The sequence below is a fragment of the Escherichia sp. E1130 genome (genome assembly GCF_005781065.1).
Classification (GTDB): Bacteria; Pseudomonadota; Gammaproteobacteria; order Enterobacterales; family Enterobacteriaceae; genus Escherichia.
Map to the genome: position 1 here is coordinate 161,100 of NZ_VATL01000009.1, position 15,139 is coordinate 176,238.

Annotated in this window: 19 protein-coding genes; 9 read left to right on the top strand and 10 right to left on the bottom strand. The window is 46.9% G+C overall.

The features are described 5' to 3' along the window. Window positions 1–90: 90 nt before the first annotated feature. The 5 genes from dmlR to FEK66_RS10010 all read left to right on the top strand — a co-directional run bounded on the left by dmlR (window position 91) and on the right by FEK66_RS10010 (window position 2,894). Window positions 91–1,014 (top strand): DNA-binding transcriptional regulator DmlR, encoded by a 924-nt coding sequence (gene dmlR / locus FEK66_RS09990; protein ID WP_130223483.1) that lies wholly within the window; start codon window positions 91–93, stop codon window positions 1,012–1,014. 126 nt (window positions 1,015–1,140) lie between these two features. Then, complete coding sequence (gene leuE / locus FEK66_RS09995; RefSeq protein WP_130208404.1) at window positions 1,141–1,779, top strand: leucine efflux protein LeuE; 639 nt, start codon at window positions 1,141–1,143, stop codon at window positions 1,777–1,779. A gap of 181 nt (window positions 1,780–1,960) precedes the next feature. Then, entirely contained in the window at window positions 1,961–2,311 is a 351-nt protein-coding gene (yeaR, locus tag FEK66_RS10000; protein ID WP_240725503.1) for a DUF1971 domain-containing protein YeaR, read from the top strand. A 3-nt stretch (window positions 2,312–2,314) separates the two neighbouring features. Next, a complete protein-coding gene (locus tag FEK66_RS10005) occupies window positions 2,315–2,497 on the top strand; it encodes a DUF1869 domain-containing protein (protein ID WP_064529220.1) in 183 nt (60 codons plus the stop codon). 148 nt (window positions 2,498–2,645) lie between these two features. Further along, window positions 2,646–2,894, top strand: coding sequence for a GlsB/YeaQ/YmgE family stress response membrane protein (locus tag FEK66_RS10010; RefSeq protein ID WP_064529219.1), 249 nt, complete (start codon window positions 2,646–2,648; stop codon window positions 2,892–2,894). Window positions 2,895–2,953: 59 nt separating this feature from the next. Here the strand turns inward: FEK66_RS10010 and yoaJ are convergent, their stop codons facing one another. The 3 genes from yoaJ to FEK66_RS10025 are packed head-to-tail and all read right to left on the bottom strand — an operon-like array spanning window position 2,954 to window position 4,187. Further along, window positions 2,954–3,028, bottom strand: a complete 75-nt coding sequence (gene yoaJ / locus FEK66_RS10015; protein ID WP_001386836.1) for a protein YoaJ — start codon at window positions 3,026–3,028, stop codon at window positions 2,954–2,956. Window positions 3,029–3,030: 2 nt separating this feature from the next. Continuing rightward, entirely contained in the window at window positions 3,031–3,129 is a 99-nt protein-coding gene (locus FEK66_RS10020; RefSeq protein WP_001219350.1) for a YoaK family small membrane protein, read from the bottom strand. A 32-nt stretch (window positions 3,130–3,161) separates the two neighbouring features. Continuing rightward, window positions 3,162–4,187 (bottom strand): sensor domain-containing diguanylate cyclase, encoded by a 1,026-nt coding sequence (locus FEK66_RS10025; protein WP_130259884.1) that lies wholly within the window; start codon window positions 4,185–4,187, stop codon window positions 3,162–3,164. 184 nt (window positions 4,188–4,371) lie between these two features. Between FEK66_RS10025 and FEK66_RS10030 the strand changes: the two genes are divergently transcribed. Further along, window positions 4,372–4,626 carry a DUF333 domain-containing protein gene (locus tag FEK66_RS10030; protein ID WP_130257684.1) on the top strand — a complete coding sequence of 85 codons (255 nt, stop codon included), beginning with the start codon at window positions 4,372–4,374 and terminating at the stop codon, window positions 4,624–4,626. Between the two features lie 21 nt (window positions 4,627–4,647). Here FEK66_RS10030 and FEK66_RS10035 read toward each other — a convergent pair whose 3' ends face one another. Continuing rightward, the gene (locus tag FEK66_RS10035) at window positions 4,648–4,995 is read right to left on the bottom strand and encodes a DUF488 domain-containing protein (RefSeq protein WP_064529217.1); all 348 of its coding nucleotides are present in this window, start codon (window positions 4,993–4,995) and stop codon (window positions 4,648–4,650) included. 81 nt (window positions 4,996–5,076) lie between these two features. Continuing rightward, window positions 5,077–5,523, bottom strand: coding sequence for a DUF441 domain-containing protein (locus FEK66_RS10040; RefSeq protein ID WP_130208396.1), 447 nt, complete (start codon window positions 5,521–5,523; stop codon window positions 5,077–5,079). 169 nt (window positions 5,524–5,692) lie between these two features. On the opposite strand from FEK66_RS10040, the gene yoaI reads away from it, so the two are divergent. Beyond that, window positions 5,693–5,797, top strand: coding sequence for a small membrane protein YoaI (gene yoaI, locus FEK66_RS10045; RefSeq protein ID WP_130218789.1), 105 nt, complete (start codon window positions 5,693–5,695; stop codon window positions 5,795–5,797). Here the strand turns inward: yoaI and yeaK are convergent, their stop codons facing one another. The 5 genes from yeaK to yeaG form a co-directional block, all read right to left on the bottom strand. Then, entirely contained in the window at window positions 5,798–6,301 is a 504-nt protein-coding gene (gene yeaK / locus FEK66_RS10050) for a mischarged aminoacyl-tRNA deacylase (RefSeq protein ID WP_135407018.1), read from the bottom strand. Between the two features lie 42 nt (window positions 6,302–6,343). Then, window positions 6,344–7,834, bottom strand: coding sequence for a diguanylate cyclase DgcJ (gene dgcJ / locus FEK66_RS10055; protein WP_130257813.1), 1,491 nt, complete (start codon window positions 7,832–7,834; stop codon window positions 6,344–6,346). Between the two features lie 180 nt (window positions 7,835–8,014). Next, window positions 8,015–9,490 (bottom strand): GGDEF domain-containing protein, encoded by a 1,476-nt coding sequence (locus FEK66_RS10060; RefSeq protein ID WP_138158571.1) that lies wholly within the window; start codon window positions 9,488–9,490, stop codon window positions 8,015–8,017. Window positions 9,491–9,636: 146 nt separating this feature from the next. Then, the gene (locus FEK66_RS10065; protein ID WP_138183777.1) at window positions 9,637–10,920 is read right to left on the bottom strand and encodes a YeaH/YhbH family protein; all 1,284 of its coding nucleotides are present in this window, start codon (window positions 10,918–10,920) and stop codon (window positions 9,637–9,639) included. Window positions 10,921–11,031: 111 nt separating this feature from the next. After that, window positions 11,032–12,966: a protein kinase YeaG gene (gene yeaG / locus FEK66_RS10070; RefSeq protein WP_064529211.1), complete on the bottom strand. Its 1,935-nt coding sequence runs from the start codon at window positions 12,964–12,966 to the stop codon at window positions 11,032–11,034. 435 nt (window positions 12,967–13,401) lie between these two features. On the opposite strand from yeaG, the gene mipA reads away from it, so the two are divergent. Together mipA and FEK66_RS10080 are read left to right on the top strand one after the other, a co-directional pair. After that, a complete protein-coding gene (gene mipA, locus FEK66_RS10075) occupies window positions 13,402–14,148 on the top strand; it encodes a scaffolding protein MipA (RefSeq protein ID WP_130208388.1) in 747 nt (248 codons plus the stop codon). An 89-nt stretch (window positions 14,149–14,237) separates the two neighbouring features. Then, entirely contained in the window at window positions 14,238–15,092 is an 855-nt protein-coding gene (locus tag FEK66_RS10080; protein ID WP_130259882.1) for an aldo/keto reductase, read from the top strand. Window positions 15,093–15,139 lie beyond the last annotated feature (47 nt).

Genomic DNA, 15,139 nt, shown 5'->3' on the forward strand with positions numbered 1-15,139 from the left:
TCCTGACCATCAAAATTGACAATACCCTCATCCTATAATTGACTGAAAAGGAATTAATCCCCGCAACTGGTGAAACATAAAACACGAATCATGAATAATTTACCGCTGCTGAACGATTTGCGCGTCTTTATGCTGGTGGCTCGCCGGGCTGGTTTTGCTGCTGTAGCAGAAGAAATGGGTGTTTCTCCGGCTTTCGTTAGCAAGCGTATCGCCTTACTGGAACAAACGCTGAACGTGGTGTTATTACACCGCACCACTCGTCGCGTGACGATCACCGAAGAAGGTGAGCGGATTTATGAGTGGGCGCAGCGCATATTGCAGGATGTCGGGCAGATGATGGATGAACTCTCCGACGTGCGCCTCGTGCCACAAGGGATGTTGCGTGTTATCAGTAGTTTTGGGTTTGGACGGCGAGTTGTAGCTCCGGCATTATCGGCGCTGGCAAAGGCTTATCCGCAACTGGAATTACGCTTTGACGTGGAAGACAGACTGGTCGACCTGGTCAATGAAGGCGTCGATCTCGATATTCGTATTGGTGATGACATTGCACCTAACTTAATCGCCCGCAAACTGGCGACCAATTACCGTATCCTCTGCGCGTCGCCGGAATTTATTGCACAACATGGTGCGCCGAAACATTTCACGGACCTTTCAGCGTTACCTTGTCTGGTTATAAAAGAGCGCGATCATCCATTTGGCGTCTGGCAATTGCGCAATAAAGAAGGAAACCACGCCATTAAAGTCACTGGCCCGCTAGCGTCTAATCATGGTGAAATAGTGCATCAATGGTGTCTCGATGGTCAGGGTATTGCGCTGCGCTCCTGGTGGGATGTCAGCGAAAATATTGCCAGTGGCCATTTGGTGCAGGTACTACCGGAGTATTATCAGCCCGCGAATGTCTGGGCGGTGTATGTATCCAGGCTGGCAACATCAGCGAAGGTGCGGATAACGGTAGAGTTTTTACGCCAGTATTTTGCCGAGCACTACCCGAATTTTTCACTGGATCACGCCTGATTAATGATTCAATTATCGGGTTATTATCAGGTTAAAACCTGATTTTCTCCTTTCTAAGCCACTACAGATTGGTTAGCATATTCACCTTTAATCGCGCATTTCCCAAAGAAAATTAAAGAGGTTAACGTGTTCGCTGAATATGGGGTTCTGAATTACTGGACCTATCTGGTTGGGGCCATTTTTATCGTGCTGGTGCCTGGGCCGAATACTTTGTTTGTGCTTAAAAATAGCGTCAGCAGTGGAGTGAAAGGTGGTTATCTTGCAGCCTGCGGCGTATTTATTGGTGATGCGGTATTAATGTTTCTGGCGTGGGCAGGTGTGGCAACGTTGATTAAGACCACACCGATATTATTCAACATCGTACGTTATCTTGGCGCGTTTTATTTGCTCTATCTTGGGGGTAAAATTCTTTACGCCACCCTGAAGGGCAACAATAGCGAGGCCAAATCGGATGAACCGCAATATGGCGCTATTTTCAAGCGCGCCTTAATATTGAGCCTGACCAACCCGAAAGCTATTTTATTCTACGTGTCATTTTTCGTGCAATTTATCGACGTTAATGCGCCACATACGGGTATTTCGTTCTTTATTCTGGCGATGACACTTGAGATAGTCAGCTTCTGTTATTTGAGCTTCCTGATTATTTCCGGCGCCTTTGTCACGCAGTACATTCGCACTAAAAAGAAACTGGCAAAACTAGGCAACTCTCTGATTGGTTTGATGTTTGTCGGTTTTGCCGCTCGACTGGCGACGCTGCAATCTTAATGCTTTCCGCCCGCGATGCCGCGGGCTTCCCTCCTGAACGCTACCGCGACTGGGCGTTGACGCAGTGCTAAAAAGTAACCAATAAATGGTATTTAAAATGCAAATTATCAGGCGTACCCTGAAACGGCTGGAATAAACGGTTTTCAGCGCATTTACCGAAGGAGGGAGAAGGATGCTACAAATCCCACAGAATTACATTCATACACGCTCAACACCTTTCTGGAATAAACAAACCGCACCTGCCGGAATATTCGAACGTCATCTTGATAAAGGAACTCGTCCCGGGGTTTACCCTCGATTGTCCGTTATGCATGGGGCGGTCAAATATCTCGGCTATGCTGATGAACACAGCACAGAACCTGATCAGGTGATCCTTATCGAAGCGGGGCAATTTGCGGTGTTCCCGCCGGAAAAATGGCACAACATTGAAGCCATGACAGACGATACTTATTTCAACATCGACTTCTTCGTTGCCCCTGAAGTCCTGATGGAAGGCGCAAAACAACGGAAAGTCATTCATACCGGGAGATGAATTATGGGCAAAGCAACGTATACCGTAACCGTCACCAATAACAGTAATGGTGTCTCTGTTGATTACGAAACAGAGACACCGATGACATTGCTGGTGCCAGAAGTTGCGGCGGAAGTGTTAAAAGATCTTGTTAACACGGTGCGCTCTTATGACACAGAAAACGAACATGATGTTTGTGGCTGGTAATTTTACCTGATAGAAAAATTCGCCATTTTATGCGCCATCGCAAAAAAAATATGCGTGATGCTCATCACAATTTTTACTTCTTTGATGTTGTGCTATGCTTTTTATTAGCGGCCAACTCGCTAATACAAAACAGATAAGGAAGGATAAAATGGGCATTCTGTCATGGATTATTTTTGGGCTTATTGCTGGTATTCTGGCGAAGTGGATTATGCCAGGTAAAGATGGTGGTGGATTCTTCATGACTATCCTGTTGGGGATTGTCGGCGCCGTGGTCGGCGGATGGATCAGTACACTGTTTGGTTTTGGTAAAGTCGATGGCTTTAACTTTGGCAGCTTCGTGGTTGCGGTGATCGGTGCGCTTGTCGTGCTGTTTATCTACAGAAAAGTCAAAAGCTAACGCTCAAATAAAACAAAGGCTGCTTTTTCGCAGCCTTTGCTATTTTTACAGGTGCTGTGTTACCACCACCCTAGCTCGGTACCAAGGACGACAATAATCGCAACACCCATCATAATAATCGTTGTTTTTTTCATCTTTATGCTCCCGGGGCAGCATAGCCGCCAATAAAAAACCACGCTAAAAATACGACTGCCGTAATAAAGATTACGACAGGGAAAATAATACCGATTCGCATGTTATCACCAATCAAAAGGATGTGAATACGCCTCAGGAATCCAGAGCTGAATGCGCGACAAAAGGTTTTTTCTCTTTGTGTTTTTTCTCCTGGTACATTGCAATATCGGCGGCATGCAGGGCGCTGTCGGCATCAGTTGTTTCAGGATCCACTTCAATAATGCCGAGGCTGGCGCCAGGATAAAACAAGTCAACATCACCTAAGTGATATTCACCGCGTATTTGCTGCTGAATACGCTCACGCAATGACGGGATATCGGCATTTTCATCGGCCAGCGACGCGACCAAAAATTCATCACCGCCGAGACGACCAATAATCTCGCTATTCTGATGTAGTGTGTTAAGGCGCTGGCCAACCTGAATAAGAAACAGATCGCCGCTATTATGACCAAAACGGTCATTGATTAATTTGAAGTTATCCAGATCGATAAAGGCAATAATGGCTTTACGTTTCAGATGCCGCGCGAGAGAAAACAGTGTCGTCAGATTATCAAAAATTGCCCTTCGATTCGGCAGTCCCGTCAAAGAGTCAGTATAAGATTGCGCAATCAACGCCGCATTAGCTTCACGCAATTGCTCAACCAGCGCCTCTTTTTGGATGTATTGTGTAATAAGCCCGGCGAATAACTGCAAAACTTGCTCCGCGCGTTCGCTCCACGGGCGTTTCTCGCTGCTGGCGGCGCAAAGCGTGCCGTAGAATGAGCCATCCGGTAAGTGAATCGGCGTGCTCAGAAATGTCGTGATCCCAAGATTGCGTGCCGCAATGCAGTCGCCCCAACGGTCAGGGACTTCATCGCTGAAAAAACAGTTCTCATCAATTGCGCGTTTGCACAATGAGTGATCCCAGGAAACGGTAAAATTCTCCGGGATGTGCATTTTCTGGCTATTACGGGCATACAAAATGTGTTGCAGGCGCGCGTCAATATCCACTTTTGTCAGATACGTCGACTCCATGTCGGTAACCATTTCTAGCATCTCCAGAAGTTGCCGGACCAGACTTTCCAGAGACTGTTCCGAGACGAGTGACTGCGAGACGCGGGCAATGATCTGATCTGACACGAAAGAACTCCAGGAGGTGGTAGGTAAAATGCTGAATATTTAATCTTTGCAGGCATGATAAAACATCATCAACGAAGATGAAACCAGACGTAATGTATTTTGAATGAATGTAAAAGAAATAGTGCTGCAAAACATAACGATACCGCGATACTCTAAAGAGTAGATAAACGAGTGAGATCACTATATGAAAATTATCCGTTTTGCTTTGCCTTGCCTGTTAGTCCTGGCGGGGTGTTCAACTGCTTCTCAACCCGATGCGCCTAAACCGCCACATGTTGGAATGGCTAATCCTGCATCGGTCTACTGCCAGCAAAAGGGAGGTACGCTTATTCCGGTACAAACAGCGCAAGGGGTCAGCAACAATTGCAAATTACCGGGCGGCGAAACGATTGATGAATGGGCATTATGGCGCAGGGATCATCCGGCTGATAGAAAATAACAACCGGATGCTGGGCGAGAATTACAAACTGCGTAGCCAATCGGCCAGCACCAGAGCATGGTTTTGCGTGGTATTTTTTGCCGAATAGAGTAGGGTTAGTGTCTGCTGGCGGGCAATATCCGCCAGTCGTTTCCCTTCTTGCTCATGCTGCGCCAGTTCTGCAAGATATTGTTCGCGAAAGGTTTCAAAATCGATCACTTCGCCGTGAAAGGCTTTGCGTAATTCCGTTGAAGGCGTGATGGTTTTGTCCCATTCATCAAGTGCTAAATCTGTTTTTTTGATACCACGCGGCCAGAGACGATCGACCAGTACGCGATAACCATCGCCTTGTTCAGCCGGATCATAGACGCGTTTACACTGAATATTCATCGTGTTTGTTCTCCCTTTCACGCAACATTGCCACGCCACTATAGCACTTTGTTTTTATGCTTATGGCGGCTGCGGCAAAAACTACTGCTTACCAATAATCAGCGAAACCAGGCCAGCAGCAATAAGCGGGCCGACGGGCACACCGCGAAAAAGCGCTACGCCTAAAACCGTACCCATCAGCAATCCGGCTACCAGTTGTGGCTGACTACCCATTAACGTGACGCCGCGTCCGCCAAGCCAGGAAACAATCACGCCTACGGCAATAGCGACTAATGATTTCCAGTTCAGAAACGAGTGAACAAGTGTTGATGGTGGCAGCGTCCCGCTGGCGATTGGCGCCATAACACCGATGGTGAGAATAATTATCCCGATACTCAACCCTTGTTTTTCAATCCAGGGGAAAAAGGTGCTCAACGGTGTGACGCGGACAATGATCAACACCAGAATTGAAACGGCGACAGTGGTGTTGTGGCTGACAAAGCCCAGCGCAGCTAATCCGAGGAGGATTAACAAAGTGACATCAAACATCGTGGTTTCCTTGCCAAAAAATAATTATCCCCCGTACTTTACGCTTGCTGAGGGCAGGAATCAGACATTAATTACACTTTTTGCATAAAAAATAGGGAGAATTGTCATCAAACTGCCATTCGCGTACGCTAACAATAACGTGAAAACAGTTATCTCCAGGGGTAAAACCATGAACGATCAAATGTTCATTGAGACACTGATTATCACGTCATCGTTTTTTGCCATTGCGGTTGTGCTGGTACTGTCAGTTTTGCTACTTGAACGGACCAGCTAGTTATACAGTACGGCGGAAATGGACCAGCTCTGGTTGCGCAATGCGTAAATAATCTGCGGTGTTAAGAATAACTGATTTATCCAGCATGCCTGCGTTGAAGGCAATTTCATCGAATCGCTCGAAGAGTAGTGGGTCAGCGACCAGTTTGAGTTTGGGGTGGAAGCTGAAAGGCGGGATGGCGCCAAAAACGCAGCCCGTGAGTTCATCGACCTCCGCCGGGCTGGCAAGCGAGGCGCGTAACCCGCCAATGTGACTGGCGAGTTGGCTCAGATCGGCCTGTTGATCGGCAGGAAGTATCGCTAATACATGTTGATTAACGCCATTACCTTTGACTTTACATACCAGCGCCTTAGCGCCCTGACCTAAAGCGGTGCCGCGAATTTCTGACACCGCTTCACATTTGCCCACCGCTTCATGGGTGACAATGCGGAAGTTAGCGCCTTCTTGTGATAATAAAGCGATTAAGCGCTGATGCGTCACGCTTCCTTTAGCCATTTCAGTCATTTCACGCTCCTGGATTTATAACTAAACAACCACAGAAGATTATCATGAACTGCTGTTTTTGTTCTGTTTATTGACATACAGACGTTCGTCGGACGCTTTATAAGCATCGTGAATCGTATCGGTTTCTTTCATCGCGTAAATACCGGAAGAGAAGCCGATCTCTTTTTGCGGCGCGATATGTTGCAGGCGTTTTTCGATACGGTCAGGCAATTGCGCAGCAATTTGTGGCGTCGAATCGACCAGGATAATGCAAAATTCATCACCGCCGAGACGGATAGCATAATCGCTTTTACGAATCGACTGTTTAATCGCCTGTGCCAATAAAGTAATCGCTAAATCACCTTCCTGGTGGCCGAGTGTGTCATTAATTTGCTTTAACTTGTCCATGTCAATAGCAATAAACATGACTGCAGAACCTGCCTGAACCAGGCGCTGCAAGCGTTGCTGCAACTCAGGAGTCAATATTTTGCGGTTATACAATCCGGTCATCGCATCGCTAATATTTTCGCGAGTCACGTTTTGGTACAAGCGGAAGTGCATGCGCACCATATTCAGTAATATCAATGCGGTCAGCAGCCAGAAGACAACGCTTTTCCATGAAGATGTAATAAAGTAAAGAATATCAATGGATAATGTAACGCGAATTCCGCCAGGTAAGTCATGGACGTAACTGACATACTGAAACAGATTGTCTTCACTCTGGTTGATAATAATGTCCCGACCCGAATCTACATCGGTAAGCGTAACATTGAGAAAACGCCAGAGGAGAGGGCGGTCATGAGTGTAAAAGATATTCCGCAGGTTGTTTTTATTGATATCCAGCAGCACTATCCCTTTAAGTTGACCTGCGAGATAAACCGGCGTCAGCAGGCTCATCACATTCTGTTTGGTACGCTGATCCTGGTAAATGCTCGATAATACGGTTCGACCGGTAAACACCTTTTCAATGTCTTTACGGTTAATGCCAATGCTTCCTGATTGCAAAAACGACCAGTTATTCATGGCGAAGTATTCAACATTGACCGGCTCATAAAAATAGACATAGCGGTCATTGAGATCGAGATAATAGTGAAATTTCTCTTCGGCCATCCCAAGACCGGAACCATATTCATCTTGATGGCGATTGCCTTCCACCGCTTGATCAAATGCGGGTAATAGCGCCGCTGCTTCCACAATTGTGTCACAGTCATCGGATGCGCTCTGTAATGTCCCGCGCAAGCCAGAATAAGTATGGGCCGTCAGATTTAATCCATGAGTATTATTGGCCGTTTCAAAAGCCTCGCAGATAGCACGTCGCTGTTCTGGCGACACCTCTGACTGCTCAGCAGCAAGTGCGCGCATGACATGTGCGGCAATACTCTGATTTTGATACTTATCATAGAGAAAGGAGGAATCCGCTTTCTGGACGATATAGCGCAAGTAGGCGCTCATCGCTCTGTCGCTGGCGACAAGTTCAAAAATAAGGAAGGAAGATGTCAGCACAATGACACTTGCGGCGATAAAATGCCGGAGCATTCTATGGTGCAATTTCATGATAAATGGCACTCCTTCGGTTAGTGAAATGAGAAAACCAGTTAAAGTTCGATTGCGGCCTGGCACAGGGGCGCTAATTATACTCATCTCTGTGCCGTTGGGGAGGAGAAATTTAGTGGTATTAGATATTAATTGTATGCAAAAGCCACGCAAAAAGCATGGCGGTGAATATTTTTGCACTCAAAGACGATGAATAATCACTTTGTTGCCTCCCTCGCTTTTCGCCTCACGTAAGGCTTTATCTGCTTCTGTCATGACAAGTGAAAGATTGTGCGTATCTCCGGTGGAAAAAACACTGCCAATGCTGATAGTCATTGGTTCAGGAACAGCATATCTGTTACTAAAGCCGGTCAGGAGTTCGACATTTTTACGCACACGTTCAGCAATAATTTTTGCCTGGGCAGCATTGAGTTCGGTAAATAGCAGGCCAAATACTTCACCCTCAAGACGGGCTAAAATGTCATCGGGGCGGATACTTTGCTGGATAATATCGACAATTGAAACCAGCACTTTATCACCCACATGATGCCCCCATTGGTCATTGATGCGTTTGAACTGGTTAATATCTACCAGCATGATACAAAAATCCTTCACAACAGGTCGCGACAATAATGACTCTACGCTGTTGAAAAAGTAACGGCGATTATAAATATTGGTCAACACATCATGAACCGCCAGTTTGCTGGAGAGTTGCAGTTCCTGAAAAATGTTATAAATCAGAAAAGCAACAACAAACAGTTTGCTGGAAACTTCGATACCACGACTGATGTACCAAATGGTGTAATTGTATTCATCCAGAGTCAGCAGAAGTAAGTTACAGCAGAGCGATGCCAGACATAATAACGCTATTGACGGCCAAAGTTCGCTTGCTAGTCGTGTGCGCATGATAATAAAGAACAGCAAAAATGCCCACAGACAAACCAAAATTTTTGTGTAGTTAATTCCCCAGCTCGCAGAATGGCTATCCGGACAGTAATCTACGACGTATAAGGAATAGTCAGGATTATAACTGCTCAGGTTGTGTGCCAGTAAGGGAAACAACATGAAAGGTATCAGCGCCAACAACAGGATGCAGGTTTTTTTCTTGTTGTTCGTTAGAATACTGTTTCGGTCATAACAGAAGAGAGCTAACGCTGTTAAGCAAATGAAACTTAGCTGGCGAAACAGATATAATATGGAAACATCATTTGATTTAGCCTGAATAAGCGTACTGTCACTGATAGGTTTATGAATAATGACAATGGTTTCAGTTAAATAGAAAATGCCACTTAAAAATGCAAGGCTTAAAATGAGTGTTGGTAAAATTTCACGGTTAGTGAAATATTTCATTAGCATGAATAGAAAAATGACGGCGTTAAGGAAAAACAAAGCCACAACAACCATCAGGTAATTCATCTGCGGGATGAGTTTTACATTGGTGTTTTCGTTATATAAGGTGGTGATGCAAAATAAAATCAATGTCAGCAGTAAACTGAAAATAAAAAAGCTTTGTGCTTTTAGCTTTTGTGTACACATAGAAATCATAAAAAGGAGAGCAATGTGAGTGCTGGATTTTATTGATGCTCGAGATATATAGTTTTGACCAGGATCAATTTTCACTATCAATAAAAAATAATTAAAGAATAACCCCGGGAAAATACGTGTTAACCGAATCATTTTTCCGAATGATTGTTTTCTGGAACTAAATTGTGTAAAGGTTGCGCTGTCATATTTAAAGCAATTGTAAGCTAACGTATGTAGTAAATTAAATAATTTACAGCAAGCTAAAAATCAGCCAGGTAATAATGACCTGGCTGATGGTATTAGTCTTTAGTAGTTGCGTTTTGCTTATGAAACAGTTCACGGAATACCGGATAAATATCATCCTGATCGCGGATATGCTGCATCGCAAAGTTTTCGAAAGTAGATTGCAGGTGCTCATATTCTCGCCACAATGTCTGATGCGCACGGCGGGTAATTTCGATATAGCTGTAATAACGAACAACTGGCAGTAATTTCTTCGCCAGTATCTCATGGCACAGCGGAGAGTCATCAGCCCAGTTGTCGCCGTCCGATGCTTGCGCAGCATAGATATTCCACTGCGCCGGGTTATAACGCTCTTTTACCACATCATCCATCAGTTTCAGTGCGCTGGAAACAATGGTGCCGCCCGTTTCCTGTGAGTAGAAAAACTCATGTTCATCAACTTCTTTCGCCTGGGTATGATGGCGAATGTAAACGACTTCTACGTTCTTGTATGTTCTGCTCAGGAACAGATACAGAAGAATGTAAAAACGTTTGGCCATATCTTTGGTGGACTGATCCATCGAGCCAGAAACGTCCATCAGGCAGAACATTACTGCCTGGCTGGAGGGATCGGGCCGTTTCTCATAATTTTTGTAGCGTAAATCGAAAGTGTCGATGAAAGGAACACGTTCAATTTTAGCTCGCAGTTCGGCAATTTCTTTGCGCAAGCGTTCCTCTTCCAGCAGTTGCGCAGGTTCAGTGTTGCTGATTATCGCTAAATCTTCTTCCAGCGCGTGCAGTTCCCGCCGCTTGCCCGCGGTCATCGCGGTACGTCGCGCCAGCGAATTTTGCAATGAGCGTACCACGCTAATATTGGCCGGAACGCCGTTAGCGGTATAACCCGCGCGATGCGTTTTAAATTCGGTCAACTGGCGTTGCTGGTTTTGTTTCAGATTTGGTAAAGCCAAATCTTCAAACAGCAGATCGAGATACTCATCTTTCGAAATCTGAAAGACGAATTCATCCTGACCTTCACCGTCCTGGCTGGCCTGGCCCTGACCGCTACCAGAACCACCGCCGCCGCCTTGAGGCCGCTCAATACGGTCGTTCTGTACGAAATGGTCGTTGCCCGGATGAACGCGATGGCGCAAGCCGCCACGCCCCTGATGAAACATTGGTTCGCTGATATCTTCCGTTGGAATGGAAACGGACTCGCCGCTGTCGACATCGGTCACCGAACGCTTATTAATGGCCTCGGAGATCGACTGTTTAATTTGCGCTTTATAACGGCGTAAAAAACGCTGGCGATTCACCATGCTTTTATTTTTGCCGTTCAGACGCCGGTCAATAAACCAGGTCATATGCCCCCCGTACTGCATTTGCCAACTGTATGCTACGCCTGTGTTGCCGCCTGTCTGGCCCACGGTTCGCTGTCGTTGTAGGCCCGGCGCATGCGCACCGGGCCGTTGTTGTTAAGACGATTTACGTACGCGCAAATACCATTCGCACAGTAAACGTACCTGTTTACGGGTGTAGCCTTTTTCCATCATACGGTCGACAAAATCGTCGTGTTTCTTCTGCTCGTCGGTTGAGGTTTTGGCGTTAAACGAAATGACCGGCAACAACTCTTCGGTATTGGAGAACATTTTCTTCTCAATGACCGTGCGCAGTTTTTCGTAACTGGTCCAGTTCGGATTGCGCCCACTGTTATTCGCTCTGGCACGCAGTACAAAGTTGACGATCTCGTTACGGAAATCTTTCGGATTGCTGATCCCCGCTGGTTTTTCGATTTTCTCCAGCTCGGCGTTCAGCGACTCGCGATCAAACAATTGACCAGTATCCGGGTCGCGATACTCCTGATCCTGAATCCAGAAATCCGCATAGGTGACATAACGGTCGAAAATGTTCTGCCCATATTCAGAATAGGATTCAAGGTAGGCCGTCTGAATCTCTTTGCCGATAAACTCGGCATATTTCGGGATCAGATAGCCTTTCAGGAACTCCAGATAGCGTTCGGCCTGTTCTTGCGGGAACTGCTCGCGTTCAATCTGCTGTTCAAGAACGTAGAACAGATGAACCGGGTTAGCCGCCACTTCCACGTGATCGAAGTTGAACACGCGGGAGAGGATCTTAAACGCGAAACGCGTAGACAGACCGTTCATCCCTTCATCGACGCCCGCGTAATCACGATATTCCTGATATGACTTGGCTTTCGGATCGGTATCTTTCAGGCTTTCGCCATCATAAACGCGCATCTTCGAATAAATGCTGGAGTTTTCTGGCTCTTTCAGGCGCGAAAGAATGGAAAAACGTGACAATGTTTCCAGCGTGCCTGGCGCGCATGGCGCGTGGGTCAATTCACTATGATTAAGTAATTTCTCGTAGATTTTGATCTCTTCGGAAATACGCAAGCAATACGGCACCTTCACGATATAGACACGGTCGAGGAAGGCTTCGTTGTTTTTATTATTACGGAAAGTCACCCATTCAGATTCGTTCGAGTGGGCGAGAATAATCCCGTTGAACGGCAGGGCGGAGATACCTTCCGTCCCGTTGTAGTTACCTTCCTGAGTGGCGGTTAACAGGGGATGCAGCACTTTAATCGGTGCTTTGAACATCTCAACAAATTCCATGATCCCCTGGTTGGCGCGGCACAGCGCACCGGAATAGCCGTAGGCATCCGGATCGTTCTGGGCGTGGTGTTCGAGTTTACGAATATCCACTTTCCCCACTAGCGCGGAAATATCCTGGTTGTTCTCATCGCCCGGTTCCGTTTTGGCAATGGCAATCTGTTGCAGAATAGACGGCCACACTTTGACCACGCGGAATTTAGTGATGTCGCCACCAAATTCATGCAGACGTTTTGCCGCCCACGGCGACATAATGGTGCCAAGGTAGCGGCGTGGAATGCCGTACTCTTTTTCAAGGATCTGCGCATCTTCCTGTGGATTGAACAGACAGAACGGATGATCGTTAACCGGGCTTCGCTCACCGTTGGCGCTCAATACATAAATAGGCACGCGTTGCATTAATGATTTCAGTCGTTCAGCAAGTGACGACTTACCCCCACCCACAGGCCCCAGCAGATACAGGATTTGTTTCTTCTCTTCCAGCCCCTGAGCCGCGTGTTTCAGATAAGAGACAATCTGTTCAATCGCGTCTTCCATGCCGTAAAACTCTTCAAATGCCGGATAACGTGCGATGACCCGGTTAGAAAAGAGTCGAGAAAGTCTGGGCTCCTGGGCTGTATCGACCATGACAGGCTCACCAATAGCCATCAATAGCCGCTCTGCCGCGTTGGCATAAGCACTGCGATCTTGCCGACAAATGGTAAGAAACTCCTGCAGTGTGAACTCTTCGTCCTTGGCAGCTTCATATCGCTGGCGATAGTGATCGAATATATTCATGGTATGCCGTCCTTTCGTTTTTTAGCACAGGTTAAGAGCCGTTCATATGAATAGTAGAGGCTCCCGGAAGAGGTAAACTGAACGACGTCTCTTGCTAAAACACAGCAACTCTCATGCCATCCTGCCGACCATGAGAACAACGTGCCCGGTGATACACCTTCAAAATTAAGCGTAGATGGCAATTGAGAAACTTGCCTGCACGGCTTTCTGAATTTCAATGGCATATCAACAACTCATCCATAAAAATTGCATAACTAATGTAAAGAATAATGCCTCCATTAACGCAAAATTCATTCAGCTGTAAGCGCCGCGTCATCAGCGTCAGGAAAATTAAACAGTTACCTTTTGAAATGAAAACGCAAAAAGTTTGGGTTTCGTTGTATTGACGGGTAAACTTTGTCGCCCGCTAAACATTTGTTTAAGGAATAATTAATTGTGACCAAACTCAAACTTCTGGCACTTGGAGTGCTTATCGCAACGTCTGCAGGCGTAGCACACGCTGAAGGTAATTTTTCCCTGGGCGCAGGCGTAGGTGTCGTTGAACACCCTTATAAAGATTACGATACCGATGTTTACCCAGTACCAGTAATCAACTACGAAGGCGATAACTTCTGGTTCCGTGGCTTAGGTGGTGGTTACTACCTGTGGAATGATGCAACGGATAAACTTTCGATTACCGCTTACTGGTCGCCGCTCTACTTCAAAGCCAAAGACAGTGGCGATCACCAAATGCGTCACCTGGATGACCGTAAGAGCACCATGATGGCTGGTCTGTCTTACGCTCACTTTACCCAGTATGGTTACCTGCGTACCACCCTGGCTGGCGATACCCTGGATAACAGCAACGGCATTGTCTGGGATACTGCCTGGTTATACCGTTACACCAATGGTGGTCTGACTCTGACCCCGGGTATCGGTGTTCAGTGGAACAGCGAAAACCATAACGAATACTATTATGGCGTATCGCGTAAAGAGTCCGCTCGCAGCGGCCTGCGTGGCTATAACCCGAATGACAGCTGGAGCCCGTATCTGGAGCTGAGCGCCAGCTACAACTTCCTCGGCGACTGGAACGTTTATGGCACCGCGCGCTATACCCGCCTGTCTGACGAAGTTACCGACAGCCCGATGGTGGATAAATCCTGGACTGGCCTGATTTCTACCGGGATCACCTACAAATTCTGATAATGCATCTTTCCAGGGCATTTTGTGCATAAAAACAGGGCGTAATGCCCTGTTTTGCATTACGGTGGTGCAAAAACTGGGAGGAAGCGATGCAACAGAAAACGATTCAATTTAGTGGCGATGTCTCACTGCCAGCCATAGGGCAGGGAACATGGTATATGGGCGAAGAGGTCAGTCAGCGTAAAACCGAAGTTGATGCACTGCGTGCGGGCATTGATCTTGGTTTAACTCTCATTGATACCGCTGAAATGTATGCCGAAGGCGGTGCCGAAAAGGTGGTTGGTGAAGCATTATCCGGCCTGCGTGATAAGGTTTTCCTCGTCTCCAAAGTCTATCCGTGGAATGCCGGCGGGCAAAAAGCCATTAACGCTTGCGAAGCCAGTTTACGTCGTCTCAATACCGATTATCTCGATCTCTACTTATTGCACTGGTCTGGCAGTTTCGCGTTTGAAGAGACTGTTGCGGCAATGGAAAAACTGATCGCCCAGGGCAAAATTCGTCGCTGGGGCGTTTCTAATCTTGATTATGCCGACATGCAGGAACTCTGGCAGGTGCCAGGGGGAAATCAATGCGCTACCAATCAGGTGCTTTATCATCTCGGCTCGCGCGGTATTGAATATGATCTGCTACCCTGGTGTCAGCAACAACATATGCCAGTGATGGCATACAGTCCATTGGCGCAGGCCGGGCGCTTACGTAATGGCTTGCTAAAAAACGCAGTGGTCAACGAAATTGCTCATGCTCACAATGTCACTGCGGCGCAAGTTCTGCTGGCGTGGGTGATCAGCCATCAGGGCGTGATGGCGATTCCGAAAGCGGCAACTGTCGCACATGTCCAACAAAATGCGGCAGTGTTGGAATTGACGCTTTCAGGGGAAGAACTGGCGATGCTGGAAAAAGCGTACCCGGCACCAAAAGGAAAAACTGCGCTGGATATGGTGTGATTTGCTGCAAGGCCGGATGCATGCATCCGGCACAGTGACTAACGCAA